Source organism: Micromonospora sp. RTBAU3-60 (assembly GCF_054963695.1).
Window position 1 is genome coordinate 1 of the sequence record NZ_JBUEGB010000071.1, and the last position, 18,581, is coordinate 18,581.

An 18,581-nucleotide genomic window follows, 5' to 3' on the forward strand; every position below is an offset into this window, starting at 1 on the left:
GAGGCCGGCCTTCTTGGTGGCGGCGATGATCGCCTTCGCGTTGCCGACCTGCTCGTCGTTTAGGGTGATCTTCGACTGGGCGCCCTGCACACCATGCGGGATCAGCTTGCCCATGTCCGGCTTGTCGGCCTGCACGACGGCGGCCGGGATCAGCCCGGACGTCGCAGTGGGGGTGGTGTCCTGGTGGTGCAGCGGACCGGCCGCCAGACCACCGGCGAACGCCAGACCAGCCAGACCCAGCACGCTCTTACGCAGCATCGTGTTCATGACGAAAGCTCCATTCGGGGGTTGGCGTGCCAAACAGCCCATGGGGGTCGGGCGGGGCACGCAAGCACCGTCAGGTGCTTGAAAGGCCGCCGAGACTTACGAGTCGGTGACCGTCGGGGCGAAGTCTTCGACCGGCTGGCCAGCGGGGCGACGGGGGATCGCCTCTCCGCGGCGGCCGGGACCATGTTCAACGACCGGCGGCCCACCGTCATTCCGACCCGGGCTCACCCGGCAGCCCTGACACAGGGCGCCTTCCTCGGCCGTGCACCCATGTACAACGCCCCCTGGCCGCCCACCATTCCGGCCGGGGGATGCCGCCGGCCACCGGCAAACCGGACATCATCGGCCACCTGACCGGGTGCACGAACCTCCGGTGATCCACCTCCACGTCGCGTAAACGGCGGTATACGACAGCCGCTGATACCGCCACATCCCGTACGTGGAGTCGATCAAGGTCCAATCGGCACGGGGCGGCCAGGGGCGCAGCGCGGAGAACGGGCGTCGCACCGCCTAGGGTGGTCAGCGTGGCGACCCTTCTGCTTCTGCGACACGGCCGGACCACCGCGAACGCCGACGGCGGCCTGGCCGGCCGGCAGCCGGTTGAGCTGGACGAGACCGGGCGCGCCCAGGCCACGGCGGTCGGCGAGAGGTTGACGGGGCTGCCGCTGGCGGCGGTGGTGACCAGCCCGCTGGTCCGTTGCCGGCAGACCCTGGAGCTGGCCCTCCCGCAGGCCGAGCCGGTGGTGGAGGAGGGGCTGATCGAGTGCGGGTACGGCAGCTGGGAGGGGCAGCCGCTGAAGAAGCTGGCGAAGGAGCCGCTCTGGCCGGTGGTCCAGCAGCACCCGAGCGCGGCCGTCTTCCCGGAGGGGGAGTCGATGGCGGCGATGGCGGCGCGGGCGGTCGCGGCGGTGCGTTCCTGGGACGCCCGGATCACCGCCGAGCACGGGCCGGAGGCGGTCTGGCTGGCGTGCAGCCACGGCGATGTGATCAAGGCCATCGTGGCGGACGCGCTCGGCGTACACCTGGATCTGTTCCAGCGGATCGTCGCGGACCCGGCGTCGGTGACGGCGATCCGCTACACGCCGCTGCGGCCGTTCCTGGTCCGGCTCAACGACACGGGCGGTGATCTGGCCGGGCTGGTGCCGCCGCCGCGAAAGCGCCGCCGGCGGTCGGCGCGGGCCACGGACTCGGACGCGGCGGTGGGCGGCGGCGCGGGAGCGGCCCCGTGAGCGCGAGGAGTGAGCCGGTCCTGCGAGCCCCGCAGTCGCGGACAAAGGTGAACCGATGAGCCGCCCCGCCACGCCCGGGAACAGCCCCTGTGGGTGCCGGTGTTTCGCCCTGGGCGGATTCAGCGTCGGTGCGCTGCACGGCGGTTCCGCCCTCCGGATAGGGTCGTGGGTATGACCCACCAGGTGCACGCCTTCGAGCCGCCGGAGCGGTTCGTCGCCGGAACCGTCGGCCCGCCGGGGGAGCGTACGTTCTTCCTGCAGGCGCGCGGCGGTGGTCGGCTGGTCAGCGTCGCGCTGGAGAAGGTCCAGGTGTCCCTGCTCGCCGAGAAGCTGGAGGAGTTGCTCGCCGAGGCGCAGCGCCGGTTCGGCGTTCAGCTGCCCGAGGCGTCCGTCGTGGTCGGCGACAACGACCCGCTGGACACCCCGGTCGACGAGGAGTTCCGGGTCGGCACGCTGGGCCTGGCCTTCGACGTCGACAGCGCCACCGTGGTGATCGAGGCGATCGCCGCCGGTGAGGCGGAGGTCGAGGTCGCGCTGGGCGAGGCCGACGACGACGAGGACGAGGACCCGGATGAGCCGGACGACGACCTCGACCGGTTGCGGGTGCGGCTGACCCCCGAGGCGACCCGCGCGTTCATCGAGCGGGCCCGCCGCGTGGTGAATGCCGGCCGTCCGCCCTGCCCGCTCTGCGGCCAGCCCCTGGACCCCGCCGGGCACCTCTGCCCGCGGCACAACGGTTATCACCGGTGACCTCGTCGGAACTCCAGCCCCGACAGGACGGCGCCGCCGCGCTGCGGCTGCTCACCGACGGTGAGCTCACCCTGGAGGGGCGGCTGGTCGACGCCTCCAACACCACCCTGCGCGGGATCCTCACTCTCGACGGGGCGACCGCGCGCTGCGTCTACAAGCCGGTCCGCGGCGAGCGTCCGCTCTGGGACTTCCCGGACGGGACGCTCGCCGGCCGGGAGGTGTCGGCGTACCTGGTCTCCCGGGCGAGCGGGTGGGACCTGGTGCCGCCCACCGTGCTGCGGGACGGGCCGTTCGGCCCCGGCTCCTGCCAGCTCTGGATCGACGAGCCGGAGGACGTCGAGCCGCTGGTCGGTTTCGTCCCGGCCGAGGCCCTGCCGCCGCGCTGGTTCCCGGTCGCCGCGGCCCGCGACGACGACGGCGCCGCGTACGCTCTCGCGCACGCCGACGACCCGCGCCTGGCCCGGCTCGCCGTCCTCGACGCGGTGCTCAACAATGCCGACCGCAAGGGCGGTCACGTCATCGTGGGCCCGGACGACCGGATCTACGGGGTCGACCACGGCGTCTGCTTCCACGTCGAGGAGAAGCTGCGTACGGTGCTGTGGGGCTGGGCCGGCCGGCAGTTGCCGCCGGACGCGGTGGAGATGCTGGCCGGGCTGGCCGGGCAGCTCACCGGGACGCTCGGCGACGAGTTGGCCGACCACCTCACCGTCGGCGAGGTCGCCGCGGTGGCGGCCCGGGTGGACCGGCTGCGGGAGAGCGGGCGGTTCCCGCTGCCCCCGGAGGACTGGCCGGCGATGCCCTGGCCGCCCATGTGAGCCGTTGTCGTGTTGATCACCCGCGGCGCGCACCCCGAGCGCCTGACGGATCGTTAGGCTGGCGGGCATGGAGTCTTGGGCGGGACACGAGGTGCCACGGCTGCCGGGCCGGGGCGAGCCACTGAGTTTGTACGACTCGGCACGGCAGGGTCTCCAGCCCAGTCAGCCCGACGGGGTCGCCTCGATGTACGTCTGCGGCATCACCCCGTATGACGCCACCCACCTCGGGCACGCGGCCACCATGATCGCCTTCGACCTGGTGCAGCGGATGTGGTGGGACGCCGGCCTGACCGTGCGGTACGTGCAGAACGTGACCGACATCGACGACCCGCTGCTGGAGCGGGCCGAGCGCGACGGTGAGGACTGGAAGGTCCTGGCCATGCGGGAGACCGCCCTGTTCCGGGAGGACATGGAGGCGCTGCGGATCATCCCGCCGGAGCACTACGTCGGCGCGGTCGAGTCGATCCCGGACATCGCCGAGAAGGTCCTGGTGCTGCTCAAGGACGGCGCGGCGTACCGGCTCGACGATGGCACCGGCGACGTCTACTTCGACATCAGCGCGGCCCCGGAGTTCGGCTACGAGTCGAACCTGTCCCGGGAGCAGATGCTGGAGATCTTCCCGGAGCGCGGCGGCGACCCGGACCGGGCCGGCAAGCGGGACCCGCTGGATCCGTTGCTGTGGCGCGGGGCCCGGGAGGGGGAACCGTCCTGGCCGGGCGGCGAGCTGGGTGCCGGGCGTCCCGGCTGGCACATCGAGTGCGCGGTGATCGCGCTGAACCTGCTCGGTGATCGGATCGCCGTGCAGGGCGGCGGCAACGACCTGCTCTTCCCGCACCACGAGTGTTCGGCGGCGCACGCCGAGCGGCTGACCGGCCAGGCGCCGTTCGCCGACCACTATGTGCACGCCGGGATGATCGGCCTGGACGGGGAGAAGATGTCGAAGTCCCGGGGCAACCTGGTCTTCGTGTCCCGGCTGCGGGCGGACCGGGTCGACCCGATGGCCGTCCGGCTGGCCCTGATGAGCGGGCACTACCGGGCCGACCGCTCGTGGACCGACGAGTTGCTGGTCGCGGCGCAGGAGCGGCTGGCCCGCTGGCGCCGGGCCGCGGCCGCGCCGGCCGGGCCGTCCGGCGACGAGCTGCTGGCCGGGGTGCGCGCCCGCCTCGCCGACGACCTGGACACCCCCGGCGCCCTGGCCGTGGCGGACGCCTGGGTCGCGCAGGCCCTCGCCGGGGTGGCCGACGACAACGCCGCCCCGAAGCTCTTCGCGGACACCGTCGACGCGCTCCTGGGCATCCGCCTCTGACCCGACGCGGCCCAGGCCGCGCCGTCATCCCGGCGCGCAGGATCGTGCTCGATCCGGGATGTGGTGGCCTCCCCGTACGGCCGAGGCCACTACATCCATGTTCGAGGGCGACCCTCGGCCCGGACCGGGACGGGCGGCGGGCTCAGCCGAGGACGAGGCCGGGGTCCGGGTCGGGCTGCTCGGCCGGGGCGGGGATCTTGTACTCCTCGGTGAGCGTGGTCATCGGGCCGGGCCAGGTGGCCTGGGCGACCTCGATCGGCTTGCGCCGCTCGTCGTAGGCGACGTGCAGCAGGTGCAGCACCGGGGTGTCCGGCCGGATCTGCAGGATCTCCGCCTCCTCCCGGCTGGGCTGGCGGGCACTGATCGTGTCGGTCGCGGTGACGTACCGGCGGCCGGTGGCCTCCTCGGCCTCCTGGTAGAGCGGGCGGCCGAACGCCTCGGCCCGCTCCAGTGAGGTGCCCGTGGTGTCGGCCGGCAGGAACCAGGAGGCGCCCACCTCGACCGGCGACTCGTCGGTGCGGACCAGGTGCCGCCGGCAGAGCAGTTCGGTGCCGTCGGGCACCCCGAACGCGTCGGCCACCTCCGGCGGGGCGGGGGCGCGGCCGACCGAGACGAGCTGCTGCCGGTACCGGGCGGCCAGGTCGGTGTGGTAGCCGCGGAAGCCGCCGTATCGGCCGCGGGAGAGCCGGTTGAGCCGGCGCCGGGTGCCCCGGACGTACGTACCGGAGCCGGGTTTGGTGATCAGGATGCCCTCGACCCGCAGCTGGTCGACGGCGCGTTGCACCGTCTGCTTCGCGACGCCGAACATCTCGGCGATGGCCGGGATGGACGGTAGCCGCTCGCCGGGCCCCCAGTCGCCGCGGCGGACCTGGGCCTTGAGCTGCGCGGCGATCTGCCGGTGCGGGAACTCGGCCGCGCCCGGGTTGATCTGCATGCCCGCCTCCTTGTGACAGCTAGGTTCCTAGGATGTCGTGGCGGGGGCAACCTCGCCACCCCGGACACGCCAAAAGCCGGGCCCCGGACGAGGTGTCCGGAGCCCGGCGCGCTCGGCTGATCGGGGGAGGGGCTACCAGGAGCCGGCGGTCGGGCCGGCGGAGCCGCCGCGGCGGCGCAGGTACTTCTCGAACTCCTGGGCGATCTCGTCGCCGGTCAGCGGGGTGATGCCGGCGTCACCGACCCGCTCCTCCAGCTCGCGGACGTACTCGCCCAGCTCGGCGTCCTGCTCGGCCGCGCTGCGCACCCGCTGCTCCCACTCGGCGGCCTCCTCGGCCAGGTCGGCCATCGGCACCGGCAGGTCGAGCACCTCCTCGACCCGGTGCAGCAGCGCCAGGGTGGCCTTGGGGCAGGGCGGGTTGTTGGCGTAGTGCGGGACGTGCACCCAGAACGACACCGCGTCGACCTCGGCCCGGGCGCAGGCGTCGTGCAGCACCCCGACGATGCCGGTCGGCCCGTCGTAGCGGGTGGGGGTGAGCTGGTAGCGCTTGGCGGCGTCCGCGTCCGACGCGCTGCCGCTGATCGGCAGTGGCCGGGTGTACGGCACGTCGGCCAGCAGCGCGCCGAGCAGCACCACGCGTTCGACCTCGAGGCTGTGGCAGATCTCGAGGACCTGCTCGCAGAAGGTGCGCCAGCGCATGCTCGGCTCGATGCCGCGGATCAGGACCACGTCCCGGTCGGTGCCGGGTGGGCTGGCCACCATGAAGCGGGTGGTCGGCCACTCCACCCGGCGGGTCTCCCCGTCGGCCATGGTGATGGTCGGCCGGCTCACCTGGAAGTCGTAGAAGTCCTCCGGGTCCAGCTCGGTCACCTGCCGGGCCTGCCAGACCTGCTCCAGGTGCTCCACGGCGGCGGTCGAGGCGTCCGCGGCGTCGTTCCAGCCCTCGAAGGCCGCGATGGCGACCGGGGACCGCAGCACCGGCAGTCCGTCGAACTCGGTCACGCCGTCACCTCGCCCTGCTCGCCGGGAGCGGGTTGCCCGGACGTCCGCCGGCCTATGACAACGCCAGCTCGGCGCGTCTGGCGCCGCGCCGCGACCTGGAGCCGTCGCACGGTCGCGTCCCTGATGTTCCTCACGTCCGCCAGCCTACGTGCCGGCGCGGGCTGCGGCCCGTCGGCCGCGCCGGTCGGCCGGCGTGACCAACCCGGCCGAAGGGGGCGAAAGGGACGTGGTGATCCCGCTGACAGTATGTGGGAAGGCACGCTTGCGACAACCGTGTGCGGAACTGTCGCACTAACCTGGCTCTGTGCGGACTTCGTTGCTCGATGTGCTGGCGGACCGGATCCTCATCGCCGACGGGGCGATGGGGACGATGCTCCAGGCGGCCGACCTGACCCTGGACGACTTCGACGGCCTCGAAGGCTGCAACGAGATCCTCAACGTCACCCGGCCGGACGTCGTCCGCGGGGTGCACGAGGCGTACCTGGCGGCCGGGGCGGACTGCGTCGAGACGAACACCTTCGGCGCCAACCTGCCGAACCTCGCGGAGTACGGCATCGCCGGGCGGATCCGGGAGCTGTCCGAGGCGGGAGCGCGGCTGGCCCGGGAGGCCGCCGACGCGTACGCGACGCCGGAGCAGCCCCGCTTCGTGCTCGGCTCGATCGGCCCCGGCACCAAGCTGCCCACCCTCGGCCACGCCGCGTACGCCTCGCTGCGGGACGCGTACCAGGAGAACGCCGCCGGTCTGATCGTCGGCGGCGCGGACGCGCTGATCGTGGAGACCTGCCAGGACCTGCTCCAGGTGAAGGCCGCGGTCATCGGGTCCAAGCGGGCGATGGCCGAGCTCGGGCGGCAGGTGCCGATCATCTGCCACGTCGCCGTCGAGACCACCGGCACGATGCTGCTGGGCAGCGAGATCGGGGCGGCGCTGACCGCGATCGAGCCGCTCGGGGTGGACCTGATCGGGCTCAACTGCTCGACCGGCCCGGCGGAGATGGGCGAGCACCTGCGCTACCTGTCCCAGCACTCGCGGATCCCGCTGTCGGTGATGCCGAACGCCGGCCTGCCCGTGCTGACCGCGGAGGGGGCCTACTTCCCGCTCACGCCGGTGGAGATGGCCGACGCGCTGGAGCAGTTCGTCAACGAGTACGGCGTGTCCCTGGTGGGCGGCTGCTGCGGCAGCACGCCGGAGCACATCCGGGTGCTGGTGGAGCGGCTGCGCGGGACGCGACCGGCGACCCGGGAGCCGCGGCCGGAGGCGGGGGTCTCGTCGATCTACCACCACGTGCCGTTCGCGCAGGACGCCAGCGTCCTGATGGTGGGGGAGCGGACCAACGCCAACGGCTCCAAGGCGTTCCGGGAGGCGATGCTCGCCGGCGACTGGCAGGCGTGCGTGGAGATCGCCCGCGGCCAGGCCCGGGACGGCTCGCACCTGCTGGACCTGTGCGTCGACTACGTCGGCCGGGACGGCACGCGGGACATGCGCGAGCTGGCCGGCCGGTTCGCCACCGCCTCCACCCTGCCGATCATGCTGGACTCCACCGAGCCGGCGGTGATCGAGGCCGGGCTGGAGATGCTCGGCGGGCGTTGCGTGGTCAACTCGGTGAACTTCGAGGACGGCGACGGCCCCGACTCCCGCTACGCGCGGGTGATGCCGGTGGTCCGGGAGCACGGCGCCGCCGTGGTCGCCCTGCTCATCGACGAGGAGGGCCAGGCCCGCACCAGGGACTGGAAGGTACGCGTCGCGGCCCGGCTGATCGAGGACCTGACCGGCCGGTGGGGGCTGCGCCGGGAGGACATCCTCATCGACGCGCTGACCTTCCCGATCGCCACCGGTCAGGAGGAGACCCGCCGCGACGGCATCGAGACGATCGAGGCGATCCGGGAGATCTCGACCCGCTACCCCGGGGTCAACTTCACCCTGGGCGTCTCCAACGTCTCCTTCGGACTGAACCCGGCCGCCCGGCAGGTGCTCAACTCGGTCTTCCTGCACGAGTGCGCGCAGGCCGGCCTGACCTCGGCGATCGTGCACGCCAGCAAGATCCTGCCGATGTCGAAGATCCCCGACGAGCAGCGCGAGGTTGCCCTCGACCTGATCTACGACCGCCGCCGCGAGGGCTACGACCCGGTGCAGCGGTTCATCGAGATCTTCGAGGGCGTCGACGCGGCGTCGGCGCGCGCCACCCGGGCCGAGGAGTTGGCCGCGCTGCCGCTGGACGAGCGGCTCAAGCGGCGGATCATCGACGGCGAGCGCAACGGCCTGGAGGCCGACCTGGACACCGCGATGGCCGAGGGGCGCCCGTCGCTGTCCATCATCAACGACCTGCTGCTCGACGGCATGAAGGTGGTCGGCGAGCTGTTCGGCTCCGGCCAGATGCAGTTGCCGTTCGTGCTCCAGTCCGCCGAGGTGATGAAGACCGCGGTGGCCTACCTGGAGCCGCACATGGAGAAGACCGACGACGGCGGCAAGGGCCGCATCGTGCTCGCCACCGTCAAGGGCGACGTGCACGACATCGGCAAGAACCTGGTGGACATCATCCTGTCCAACAACGGCTACGAGGTCGTCAACATCGGCATCAAGCAGCCGATCAACGCGATCCTCGACGCCGCCGAGCAGCACCGGGCCGACGCGATCGGCATGTCCGGCCTGCTGGTCAAGAGCACGGTCATCATGAAGGAGAACCTCGCCGAGATGGCCGCGCGCGGGGTGGCGGAGCGTTGGCCGGTCCTGCTGGGCGGGGCGGCGCTCACCCGGGCGTACGTGGAGGACGACCTGCGGGGGATGTTCCCCGGGCAGGTGCACTACGCCCGGGACGCCTTCGAGGGGCTGTCCCTGATGGACCGGGTGATGACCGCCAAGCGGGGCGGCGCGCCGGTGGTCGACCCGGAGCGGGAGGCGGCCCTGGCGGCCCGCCGGGAGCGGCGGGAGCGGCAGCGGGCCATGGTGCACGAGGCGCTGCCGGAGCTGGACGACGCCTCGGTCCGCTCCGACGTGGCCGTTGACGTGGAGGTGCCGAAGCCGCCGTTCTTCGGCACGCGGGTGGTCAAGGGGTTGCCGCTGGCCGACTACGCGGCGCTGCTCGACGAGCGGGCCACGTTCCTCGGGCAGTGGGGGCTGCGCGGCGCCCGGGGTGGCAAGGGCCCGTCGTACGAGGAGCTGGTGGAGACGGAGGGCAGGCCGCGGCTGCGGTACTGGCTGGACCGGCTGATCGCCGACCAGGTGCTCGAGGCGGCCGTGGTGTACGGCTACTTCCCGGCGTACTCGGAGGGCAACGACCTGGTGGTGCTGGACGAGAACGGGCACAGCGAGCGGGCCCGGTTCTCGTTCCCCCGGCAGCGGCAGGAGCGGCGGCTGTGCCTGGCCGACTTCTTCCGGCCGAAGGGCGACGAGCTGGACGTGGTGGCGTTGCAGCTGGTCACCGTGGGGCAGCCGATCAGCGAGTACACGGCGAAGATGTTCGCCGGCAACGAGTACCGCGACTATCTGGAGGTGCACGGCCTGTCCGTGCAGCTCACCGAGGCTCTCGCCGAGTACTGGCATCGGCGGATCCGGGCCGAGCTGACCCTGCCGGGCGGCCGTACGGTGGCCGACGACGATCCGGCGGATCTGGCTGGTCTGCTGCGCACCGACTACCGCGGCTGCCGGTACGCGTTCGGCTACCCGGCCTGCCCCGACCTGGAGGACCGGGCGAAGATCGTGGAGCTGCTGGGCGCGGAGCGGATCGGGGTGCAGTTGTCGGAGGAGTTCCAGCTGGTGCCGGAGCAGGCCACCGACGCGATCGTGGTGCACCACCCGGAGGCGAGCTACTTCAACGCCAAGTGACGCTACCGATCGGTCAGCGCTTCGTGTAGTCGCTGGTGCTCTCGTTCGGTGCCGATCGCGGCTCGGTGTTCGGGGTGTAGGGCGTAGTGCCGGATGGCGTCGGCGAGGAACTGGGCGTCGATGCTGTCGGTGGGCAGGGTGCCTGCTGGTGCCCGCCCACGACGCTGCACCAGCTCGGGCCGGGCGTACCCGAGGCGCAAGGTCGGTGGCTGGTCGGCGGGGCGGTGGGTGTGTTCCGCAGGCATTGCCTCCCACGGCACGATCAGGAAGCCGAGGACGTATCGGACGTGCACGCCGTCTTGCCGTAGTTGGACGCCGAGCCCACGCCATGCGGCGACGACGAGCAGGGCGGCGAGGATCGGCATGGAGATGGCAGTCGGCTGGGAGTCGAGCGCCTGCGGGCTCCCGAGCGTCTCTGATCAGCTTATTGATCCTGAGTCGGATGGGGTTTCCGGGATCGTTTCCCACCGTGGTGGGGTCGCGTGGGCGTGGAAGTGGAATCCTGCGCCCAACGCGGCTCCTCGTGGCTGGTGGCCGGTGGTGGGTGTGCTGGTCGTGTTCACGCCCTGGTGTCGGTGGGCTGCGCGGGGCAGCCTTGGCCGGTCCGTTGGTGCGTGTCCCTCCGGACGCTTACCCGCCTGACCTTCGGATCGGGTGGGGGAGGGTGCCCTGCGTCGCCTGGGCGCGGGGCGTGGTGGCTTGCGCCGGGTGGGGCCAGTCTTCGACCGGTCCCCCCGGTGGCTTGTCGTGATGATCGCGGAGGCTTCAAGTTTCTCGACCACGGCGCGGATGACCATGTGCCCGCTGGCCTTGTCGATGACGGTCTTGGCCTGATGGGTCAGGCCGCGGGCGGCGATCCGCCGCCAGGCACCCTGATCTCGGTCGCCCTGCCACCGGCAGGACTGGCGGGGACAGATGGCCCACTTCCAACCCGCCACGGTCGGCTTGTCAGGGGCCTTACAGTGCCGCAGCGGAGTCAGGCACTGCGGGCAATGCTTCGAGGTGTTCCGGGCCGGGACGGTGACCACGGCGATACCCGCCTCGGCGGCGAGGTGCCGCATCCGGTCGACGATCTGCCCGCGCACCTGCTGCGACAGGCGCGTGTTCAGGGTGGCGCCCATGCCCTTGGCTTCCAACGACCGCAGATCTTCGACGTAGACGACGGTCGCCCGGGAGGCGATCGCCTGATCCACGACCCAGCGGGCGGCAGCCCACGCGAGCGCGTTGTTGAGGTTGGAGCGGCGGTCGGAGACGTGGCGGATCTCGTCACGCAAGACCGCATGCTTACCGACGAGTTGATGCCGGGAGTCGACGCCGATGAGGCGTTGGTAGTGGTCGGCTTTGGCGTGCAACCGCTCACCGTGCCGGCGCAGCCGGTGCTGCTTGGCCAGGACCCCGGCCGCCCGGAACTGACCACCAGCCCCCAACGCCGTGATCCGCCCGCCCTCGTGCAGTCGCAGGGCTCCCGCGCTGAGGAGAGTGTTCAGCCCCCAGTCCACACCCAGCGCCACCGAGTGACCGGTCCGCCGGACCTTCGGCACAGCGTGCGTGTACGCGACATCGGCGTGCACCTGCCGGCCGGTGAGGCGGAGGCTGGGCAGGTGCACCACCGCGCCCGCGGGGACCGTGGGCGGCAGGCTGATCGGACAAGCCACCCACGTCCAATCCGCGTAGGCTCGCGGATCCGGGCGCGTCGGCAACTGCAACCGCAGCAACACCCTCGCAGGGTCGGTGTCGCTGCGTTCGATGCTGGCCTGCTGCCGGTCACACGCGGCCAACAGCAGCATCCGCGCGACCCGTGGGACGCCTTCAAGTTCGAACACGTCCACCGGCAGACGGCCATTGGCGGCAAGGAACCTGGCGGCCTGCCGCGTGCGGGACTTGATCATGCTGGACGGCAGATGCTCCCCGCCCGGAACCGCCCGACGCACCTGCTCCCACTCCTGCACGGTGCGCTGACGCGGATCGGCCGGCCACGTCGCCAACACCCCGGAGGTCAGGCCCGCACGCCACGACGCCGAGCGCAGCGCCCGTCCGGCCTGCTCCTGGGCCATGCGCACGATCCGGTCATTGACCCTCACACCCTCAGTCGGGGCGACCGTCCAACCCAAGCGCCGCAACGCCATCCAGGCGTTCGACGGAAGCTTCCGGCCGCCGGCGTCCACACCGGAGGCCAACACGTCCACATCCGCGGGATTCCAGCGCTCCGCCAACAGGTCGGAGACCATCCCCGCCACCAGGTCGGCGCACCAGCCGATACGTTGCGCAAGCACGGCCTGCGACAGGACCTCACCGGTCCCCTCGTCCACGCCTGTCCGCAGCACGGCGCGGGCACACGCGGTGCGCAAGGTCTCGCCTTCGCCCAGCGGCACCATCCCGCTCACCGACCCACCGCCTCCACAACACCGATGCCGGACAACCAGCACTTACGCCCGACCCGCGTCACCTGAATCTCTCCCGAGTCAACCCAAACACCTAGCGTCAGAGGGGTACACCGAAACGCTGCACGGCTTTTAAGAGTCGGGGAGGTTCCACACGGCCAATCTATGATCACTGATGATTCCTAATCAAGTCGGTGAGCCTGACCGAGCGGAGCAGTTCGCCCACCGACTCCGCGGCGACGAGCAGAGCGCAGAGGGCCAGGTATACCGGTCCTGCCCGGACGGGGCTGGCGAAGGCGGGCACCTCCGGCTGAACCGCGAACGTCGCCGGACGGGGTTGGAGCCAGCTGGCCAGCCCCAGGATCAGCAGCGCCCCGAGCGCGGCCAGGATCGGTGCGAGCTGCTGGCCGGCCGGCTGAGCCAGCGCCGCCGCGGCGGCGTCCACGGTGGCTACCGCGATGCCCGCGGTGAGGATGCGGCGACGGTGACGAGCGGTGGCACCGAGGATCGCGGCGATCATGCGGTGACCGTACGGCGTCGGGTCCGTGCCCGGGTAGGCCGCCCGATCGCGCGGCTGGCAGGATCGCTGCGATGGAGAGCTTCAGGTCCTGGGACGGCACCGAACTGGCGTACCGAGTCGTCGGCTCCGGGCCGCCGCTGGTGTGCATCCCCGGTGGCCCGGGGCAGGCGGTGGAGTACCTGGGTGAGCTGGGCGGGCTCAGTGGCCGCCGTACCTTGATCCTGTTGGGCAACCGGGGGACGGGCGCGTCGGCCGTTCCCGCGGACCCTGCCACCTATCGGGTCGACCGCCTTGTCGACGACGTGGAGGCTTTGCGACAGCATCTGGGCTTCGAGCGGATGGACCTGTTCGGGCATTCGGCCAGCGGGGGGATCTGCCTGCTCTACGCGGCTCGGCACGCGGTGCGGCTGGCCCACCTGGTGCTGGTCGCGCCGTCGTTGCGGGTGGTCGGGCTGCCTTCGGACCTGGCGGTGGACAGCGTGCTTTCCCGGCGGGCGCACGAGCCGTGGCACGCCACCGCGGTGGCGGCGCTGCACGCCGTGCCGGCGACGCCGGAGGAGCAGCAGCGCTACCGGTGGGAGGCGGCGCCGCTGCTGTACGGCCGCTGGGGTGCTGCGGCTCAGGCGCAGGCCGCGGCCGAGCCGGCCCAGTTCGCGCCGGCCGCCACCGACGGGTTCTACGCGGGGTTCGAACCCGATCCGGCGCTGCCGGCGCGGTTGGGTGAGCTCACCGTGCCGACGCTGCTGCTGGCCGGTGAGCACGACATCTGGCCGACCGCGGCCGCGGTGCGGCGGCTCGCCGTCCTGTTCGGCGCTGCCGAGCTGGTGGTCCAGCCGGACAGTGGTCACTTCCCGTGGGTCGACGATCCGGCGGTCTTCGCGGCGTCGGTGGAGGCGTTCCTGACCGGATGACGGTCGCCGGTCGGCCTGACGGGGCCGCACGATGGAGGGGTGCGGATGACACGCGTGGTCGGGTGGCTCGGTCTGGCCGTGCACCTGGCCGTCGGGTTTTGGTACGCGGTGAGCGGCCTGGTGGTGCCGGGTTGGGCGCTGGCCGGGCTCCTGGTGGTGTGGACGGTGTTGCTGGCGGTGGGGGTCCGGCTGTTGCGGCGGCGGCCGGCGCTGGTGCCGTTGGCGCCGTTGTCGGCGGTGCTGATCTGGCTGGCGGTCGTCTCGGCCGGTGGCGCCTGGCTCGGCTGGACCGCCTGACGGGCCGGCCCGTGGGTGGGCCGGCCCGGAGCGGCGCGGTCAGTATGCGTAGGTGACCGAGATGGTGCTGTTGGGGCAGTTGTTCGCCCAGCTGGTCAGGGCGCTCTTCTCGGCGCTGTCGACGGTCAGCCGCCAGCGGATCTTCACGGCGACCCACTCGTTGAGGTAGCGGCAGCGGGCGGAGGCGTACGGGGGCATCCAGGTGGCCGGGTCCTGGTCGCCCTTGGACTGGTTGACGTTGTCGGTGACGGCGGCCAGGGCGCGGGAGTCGCCGAGGTCGTTGGCGTACGCCTGGCGGCGGCTGGTGGTCCAGTTGCGGGCGCCGGAGTCCCAGGCCTCGGCGAGGGGGACCATGTGGTCGATGTCGAGGTCGCTGGTGAGGGTCCAGTAGGCGTTGTCGTAGTAGGAGTACCAGCGGCCGCCGGAGAGCGTGCAGGTGCCGCTGATGGTGGGTTTGGTGGTGGCCTCGGCGATGAGGACCTCGTTGCGGGTGTTGCAGCCGTCGCCGTCGGCGTCGATCCAGTGGGGGAACAGGTCGCGGCTGTAGCCGGTGCGGACCTCGGTGGCGACGGGGAGGCTGGCCACCGCGGTGGTGAGGGGGGCCGAGTAGCTGGCGGCCCAGGCGGGCTGGGTGAGGCCGAGGGTGGCGGCCACGGTCGCGGCGAGGCTGATGGCCGTTGCGCGCAGGGTGCGGTTCATGATGCTCCGTCCGGTTGGGGGTGACTGCATCTATATAGACACGCATGGAAGTAACGGTCTAGATCAATTTCCGTGAACGGGTGATGAGGGGCGGGCGTACCCTGTCCGCCACCGCGCCGAATGAGCCGGCCATCCGGCCGGCGCCGCCGCGTCGACCGCGGCTCCAACCGCCCTCCAGCGCCCATGCGGAGGCTGGCCGTCGGTCCCCGCGTCCCGGTGTCGAGCGGCCGGCCGGGGGTATGCGCATGACGTGGATCCGACAGCCCGCAAGATGCGGGCGTCGAGCGGCCCTGGCGAGGATAAGGTGACAGGGGAAGGGGACGACGATGGCCGAGGACACGCCAGTCAAGGTCCGGCCGGCCACGCCCACGATCGTCGGCGTGCCAGCCGACTCTCCCGAGGAACCGCCGAGCAGCCTCGACCTGTGGGCCCAGGCCCAGGTGCTGCACCGCTGCTTCGGCGACGACGACGGGGAGCCACACATCATGCGCGGCCTCGACTGAGGAAGGGCGCGTCTGTCAGGTCGGCGGGTGGCTCGCCGGCCTAGAAGCACGACCGGGTCCGCGGAACCTCCGGACACCGCCGGCTGACCGACCGCGGCGGTAGGGACCTCCGCCGGCGGCTGGCGGCCCTGCGCCGCGACGTACTGGCCGCCGGTCAGCCCAGGCGGGCCGCGCGGGCGTGCAGGTAGCGCTGCTGGGCCAGGTTCATCGAGCGGCGGGCCGCCGACAGGTACGCCTGCCGCGCCGCGTCCGTCTCCCCGGCGAGTTCGAGCAGGTGGGCGCGGGCGGCGTACCGGCGGGGGTCCTCGGCGACCCGGCGGTCGGCTTCGAGGGCGTCCAGCAGCGCCAGCCCGGCCCGGGGTCCACGCGCCATGGCCACCGCGACCGCGTGGTTGAGCCGGACCACCGGGTTGTCGTGCAGGGTCAGCAGCATCTCGTACAGGGCGACGATCTGCGGCCAGTCGGTGGCTTCGACGCTGGGTGCCTCGTCGTGCAGGGCGGCGATCGCCGCTTGGAGCTGGTACGGGCCGACCGCGCCGCGGGGCAGCGCGGCGGCGACCAGCCGGGTGCCCTCGGCGATCTGCTCGCCGCGCCAGCGGCGCCGGTCCTGCTCGGCCATCGGCACCAGCGCGCCGTCCGGTCCGGTCCGGGCCGGGGTACGGGCGTCGGTGAGCAGCATCAACGCCAGCAGCCCGGTCGCCTCCGGGTCGTCGGTGAGGCGGTGCGCCAGCCGGGCCAGCCGGATCGCCTCGGCGCGCAGGTCGGTGCGGTGCAGTTGCTCGCCGGCGGTGCTCGCGTACCCCTCGTTGAAGATCAGGTAGAGCACGTGCAGCACGGCGTCGAGCCGGGCGGCGCGCTCCTGCCCGGCGGGCAGGGCGAACGGCAGTCCGCTGTCCCGGATGCGCTGCTTGGCGCGGGTGATCCGCCGGGTCATGGTGGCCTCCGGCACGAGGAACGCCCGGGCCACCTCAGTGGTGCTGAGCCCGCCGACCGCCCGCAGGGTGAGCGCGATCTGCCCGGCCGGCGGCAGCGACGGGTGGCAGCAGAGGAACAGCAGGATCAGCGAGTCGTCGGCGTCGTCCGGTGGGCGGTCGGCGGGTGGGGCCAGCCACCGGTCGGCCGGAAGTTGGCGGGCGACGGTGTCCTCGCGGCGCCGGCGGGCCTGTTCGGCGCGGAGCAGGTCGGTCAGCCGGCGGGACGCGACGGTGATCAGCCAGGCCTTCGGGTCGTCGGGCGGCCCGGTGTCGGGCCACCGGCTGGCGGCGGCGAGCAGCGCCTCCTGGGTGGCGTCCTCGGCGGTGTCGAAGTGCCCGTACCGGCGGACCAGCGCGCCGAGGACCTGCGGCGCCAGGGCGCGCAGCAGGTCCTCGGCGCCTCCGTCGGCCACCGGTCAGCCCTGGAGGTCCTCGAAGCCGTCCACGATCGGGCGCACGTCGACGTACTCGCCCTCGGCGTCGGGGTTGACGAACCGGGCGGCGATCTCGGTGGCCTGGTCGAAGCTGGCGCACTCGACCAGGGTGTAGCCGGCGAGCACCTCCTGCGTCTCGGCGTACGGCCCGTCGGTGACGACCGGGGCGCCGCCGCGCAGCCGGACCCGGCGGGCGTACACCGGGGCGGTCAGCCCCTGCGCGTCGACCAGTTCCCCGGATTCGGCCAGCTCCTTGTGGACGGTCTCCATGTGGGCGTGCATCGCCGCGATCTGCTCGGGGCTCATCGGCGGCCGGTCGCCGGGCCGCCCGGCCAGGGTGTCGTAGTCCTGCTGGCTGCCGTAGAGCATGATCAGATATTTCACGGTCTCTCCTCTCGGGAGGCGCCCGGCGGGCGCCGCTCACCCGGGACGTCGGAGCCGGGGCGTCGCCCCGGACACCAGCGTAGGGGCGGATCGGCCGATCCGGCCGGAGTCGATCAGCCGGGTGGGCGCGGGCGGGCGCGTCGACGCTGGGGCCGGTCGTGGCTGGGCGTCGCCGCCCCCCGCGGCGGGCGCAGCGGTTCTACTGTGGCGTTCATGACGGTTCTGGTGGTGCTGGCGGTGGTGGCCGCGGTCGTCGCCGCGGCGGTCGGGTACGTCGGCTGGCGGGACCGCCGCCGGCTCAGCTCCGACGACGATCCGAGCGTGGTGCGGGCGGCGCGGGCGGAGAGGCACCGGCGGGCGGCCGAGCGGGAGCACGCGCAGAGCGACGGATGGAACCGGGGCGGCCACGGTTTCACCGGCTGACCGGCGCGCCCCGGACGCCGGCTGCTGCTGTTCCACACCGCCGATCAGTGAACGATCGCCGGCGGGGCACGTGATCACGGGTGGCATCATCGGGGCGCGGTCGGGGTACTGCGCAGCCAGCGACTCAGCCGGGGAGGCGACGGTGGGGGACACGGCGGCACGCCGGCGGCCGGGACCGCTGGCCGGCCTCCTGGTGGCCGCGGTGGTGGCGGCCGGGTGCATGGTCGGCGGGGTCGACCAGGGGGAGCCGCGGCAGCCCCGCCCATCACGGAGCGGGCCGGCCTCGCCGGGCGCGCAGACCACCCGAGCGGACGGCACCACCAGCGTGGCGGAGTTCGAGCAGGACTTCCGCGACGCCGTCGGCATCGCCGAGCGCTACTGGACCGCCGAGTTCCAGGCCTCGGGGCGGCGGTTCCAGCCGATCCGGCGGGTGGTGGCGTACACCAGGGCGGGTGAGGTTTCGTGCGGTGGTGCGGCGTTGCCGCGCAACAACGCGGTCTACTGCTCGGCCGGGGACTTCATCGCCTACGACGTGAACTGGTCGGTGGCGGCGTTCCGGCAGGTCGGTGACGCGTTCCTGTTCTACCTGCTCGGCCACGAGTACGCCCACGGTGTGCAGGTCCGCCTCGGCATCCGCTACAACTTCACCATCGAGCAGGAGTTGCAGGCGGACTGCCTGGCCGGGGCGTACATCGGCGACAACGTCCGCGCCGGGACGCTGACCCTGGACAAGGGGGATCTGGACGAGTTCCGGGAGGGGCTGCTGGCGGTCGGCGACGACCCGGACCAGCCGTGGTTCGCGGAGGGCTCCCACGGCACCGCCGAGCAGCGCACCGACTCGTTCTTCCGCGGCTACGAGAGCTCCCTGGACGCCTGCGGGTTGGGCTGATGCCGCAGGTCACCCTCGGCGGGTTCGGTCGACGGCCGTCCGC

General features: G+C 72.6%; 18 protein-coding genes and 1 pseudogene. 10 read left to right on the forward strand and 9 right to left on the reverse strand.

Features of this window, described 5'->3' with window-relative positions; translation table 11 throughout:
* A pseudogene (locus ACY34I_RS34175) lies at window positions 1-267 on the reverse strand (hypothetical protein); the annotation flags it as partial.
* Between the two features lie 515 nt (window positions 268-782).
* Here ACY34I_RS34175 and ACY34I_RS34180 point away from each other — a divergent pair.
* The 4 genes from ACY34I_RS34180 (at window position 783) to mshC (ending at window position 4,367) form a co-directional block, all read left to right on the forward strand.
* On the forward strand, window positions 783-1,496 hold the full coding sequence (locus tag ACY34I_RS34180) for a histidine phosphatase family protein (protein WP_462759296.1): 714 nt from the start codon (window positions 783-785) through the stop codon (window positions 1,494-1,496).
* Between the two features lie 171 nt (window positions 1,497-1,667).
* Window positions 1,668-2,246: a DUF3090 domain-containing protein gene (locus ACY34I_RS34185; protein ID WP_148804654.1), complete on the forward strand. Its 579-nt coding sequence runs from the start codon at window positions 1,668-1,670 to the stop codon at window positions 2,244-2,246.
* Window positions 2,243-3,061: an SCO1664 family protein gene (locus ACY34I_RS34190; protein WP_462759297.1), complete on the forward strand. Its 819-nt coding sequence runs from the start codon at window positions 2,243-2,245 to the stop codon at window positions 3,059-3,061. Before ACY34I_RS34185 ends, ACY34I_RS34190 begins: the two co-directional genes overlap by 4 nt.
* Window positions 3,062-3,128: 67 nt before the next feature.
* The gene (gene mshC / locus ACY34I_RS34195; protein ID WP_462759298.1) at window positions 3,129-4,367 is read left to right on the forward strand and encodes a cysteine--1-D-myo-inosityl 2-amino-2-deoxy-alpha-D-glucopyranoside ligase; all 1,239 of its coding nucleotides are present in this window, start codon (window positions 3,129-3,131) and stop codon (window positions 4,365-4,367) included.
* Window positions 4,368-4,509: 142 nt separating this feature from the next.
* Here the strand turns inward: mshC and ACY34I_RS34200 are convergent, their stop codons facing one another.
* Window positions 4,510-5,301, reverse strand: coding sequence for a GntR family transcriptional regulator (locus ACY34I_RS34200; RefSeq protein ID WP_148804657.1), 792 nt, complete (start codon window positions 5,299-5,301; stop codon window positions 4,510-4,512).
* Between the two features lie 132 nt (window positions 5,302-5,433).
* Window positions 5,434-6,303 carry a PAC2 family protein gene (locus ACY34I_RS34205; RefSeq protein ID WP_148804658.1) on the reverse strand — a complete coding sequence of 290 codons (870 nt, stop codon included), beginning with the start codon at window positions 6,301-6,303 and terminating at the stop codon, window positions 5,434-5,436.
* Between the two features lie 304 nt (window positions 6,304-6,607).
* Between ACY34I_RS34205 and metH the strand changes: the two genes are divergently transcribed.
* Window positions 6,608-10,123 (forward strand): methionine synthase, encoded by a 3,516-nt coding sequence (metH, locus tag ACY34I_RS34210; protein ID WP_462759299.1) that lies wholly within the window; start codon window positions 6,608-6,610, stop codon window positions 10,121-10,123.
* 2 nt (window positions 10,124-10,125) lie between these two features.
* Here metH and ACY34I_RS34215 read toward each other — a convergent pair whose 3' ends face one another.
* The 3 genes from ACY34I_RS34215 to ACY34I_RS34225 form a co-directional block, all read right to left on the reverse strand.
* A complete protein-coding gene (locus ACY34I_RS34215; RefSeq protein WP_462759300.1) occupies window positions 10,126-10,488 on the reverse strand; it encodes a hypothetical protein in 363 nt (120 codons plus the stop codon).
* 54 nt (window positions 10,489-10,542) lie between these two features.
* Window positions 10,543-12,498, reverse strand: coding sequence for a zinc ribbon domain-containing protein (locus ACY34I_RS34220; protein WP_462759314.1), 1,956 nt, complete (start codon window positions 12,496-12,498; stop codon window positions 10,543-10,545).
* Window positions 12,499-12,673: 175 nt separating this feature from the next.
* Window positions 12,674-13,024, reverse strand: coding sequence for a hypothetical protein (locus ACY34I_RS34225; protein ID WP_148799643.1), 351 nt, complete (start codon window positions 13,022-13,024; stop codon window positions 12,674-12,676).
* Window positions 13,025-13,095: 71 nt separating this feature from the next.
* Between ACY34I_RS34225 and ACY34I_RS34230 the strand changes: the two genes are divergently transcribed.
* Window positions 13,096-13,935, forward strand: coding sequence for an alpha/beta fold hydrolase (locus tag ACY34I_RS34230; RefSeq protein ID WP_462759301.1), 840 nt, complete (start codon window positions 13,096-13,098; stop codon window positions 13,933-13,935).
* 45 nt (window positions 13,936-13,980) lie between these two features.
* The gene (locus ACY34I_RS34235) at window positions 13,981-14,232 is read left to right on the forward strand and encodes a hypothetical protein (RefSeq protein ID WP_148799657.1); all 252 of its coding nucleotides are present in this window, start codon (window positions 13,981-13,983) and stop codon (window positions 14,230-14,232) included.
* 39 nt (window positions 14,233-14,271) lie between these two features.
* Here the strand turns inward: ACY34I_RS34235 and ACY34I_RS34240 are convergent, their stop codons facing one another.
* Complete coding sequence (locus ACY34I_RS34240) at window positions 14,272-14,931, reverse strand: HNH endonuclease family protein (RefSeq protein WP_148799639.1); 660 nt, start codon at window positions 14,929-14,931, stop codon at window positions 14,272-14,274.
* 326 nt (window positions 14,932-15,257) lie between these two features.
* Between ACY34I_RS34240 and ACY34I_RS34245 the strand changes: the two genes are divergently transcribed.
* The gene (locus ACY34I_RS34245; protein WP_187413626.1) at window positions 15,258-15,434 is read left to right on the forward strand and encodes a hypothetical protein; all 177 of its coding nucleotides are present in this window, start codon (window positions 15,258-15,260) and stop codon (window positions 15,432-15,434) included.
* 154 nt (window positions 15,435-15,588) lie between these two features.
* Here the strand turns inward: ACY34I_RS34245 and ACY34I_RS34250 are convergent, their stop codons facing one another.
* Both ACY34I_RS34250 and ACY34I_RS34255 read right to left on the reverse strand, forming a co-directional pair.
* Entirely contained in the window at window positions 15,589-16,821 is a 1,233-nt protein-coding gene (locus ACY34I_RS34250; protein WP_462759302.1) for an RNA polymerase sigma factor, read from the reverse strand.
* 3 nt (window positions 16,822-16,824) lie between these two features.
* On the reverse strand, window positions 16,825-17,226 hold the full coding sequence (locus tag ACY34I_RS34255; protein WP_462759303.1) for a YciI family protein: 402 nt from the start codon (window positions 17,224-17,226) through the stop codon (window positions 16,825-16,827).
* A 213-nt stretch (window positions 17,227-17,439) separates the two neighbouring features.
* On the opposite strand from ACY34I_RS34255, the gene ACY34I_RS34260 reads away from it, so the two are divergent.
* Both ACY34I_RS34260 and ACY34I_RS34265 read left to right on the forward strand, forming a co-directional pair.
* Window positions 17,440-17,649: a hypothetical protein gene (locus ACY34I_RS34260; RefSeq protein ID WP_462759304.1), complete on the forward strand. Its 210-nt coding sequence runs from the start codon at window positions 17,440-17,442 to the stop codon at window positions 17,647-17,649.
* An 88-nt stretch (window positions 17,650-17,737) separates the two neighbouring features.
* A complete protein-coding gene (locus ACY34I_RS34265; RefSeq protein WP_462759315.1) occupies window positions 17,738-18,538 on the forward strand; it encodes a neutral zinc metallopeptidase in 801 nt (266 codons plus the stop codon).
* Window positions 18,539-18,581 lie beyond the last annotated feature (43 nt).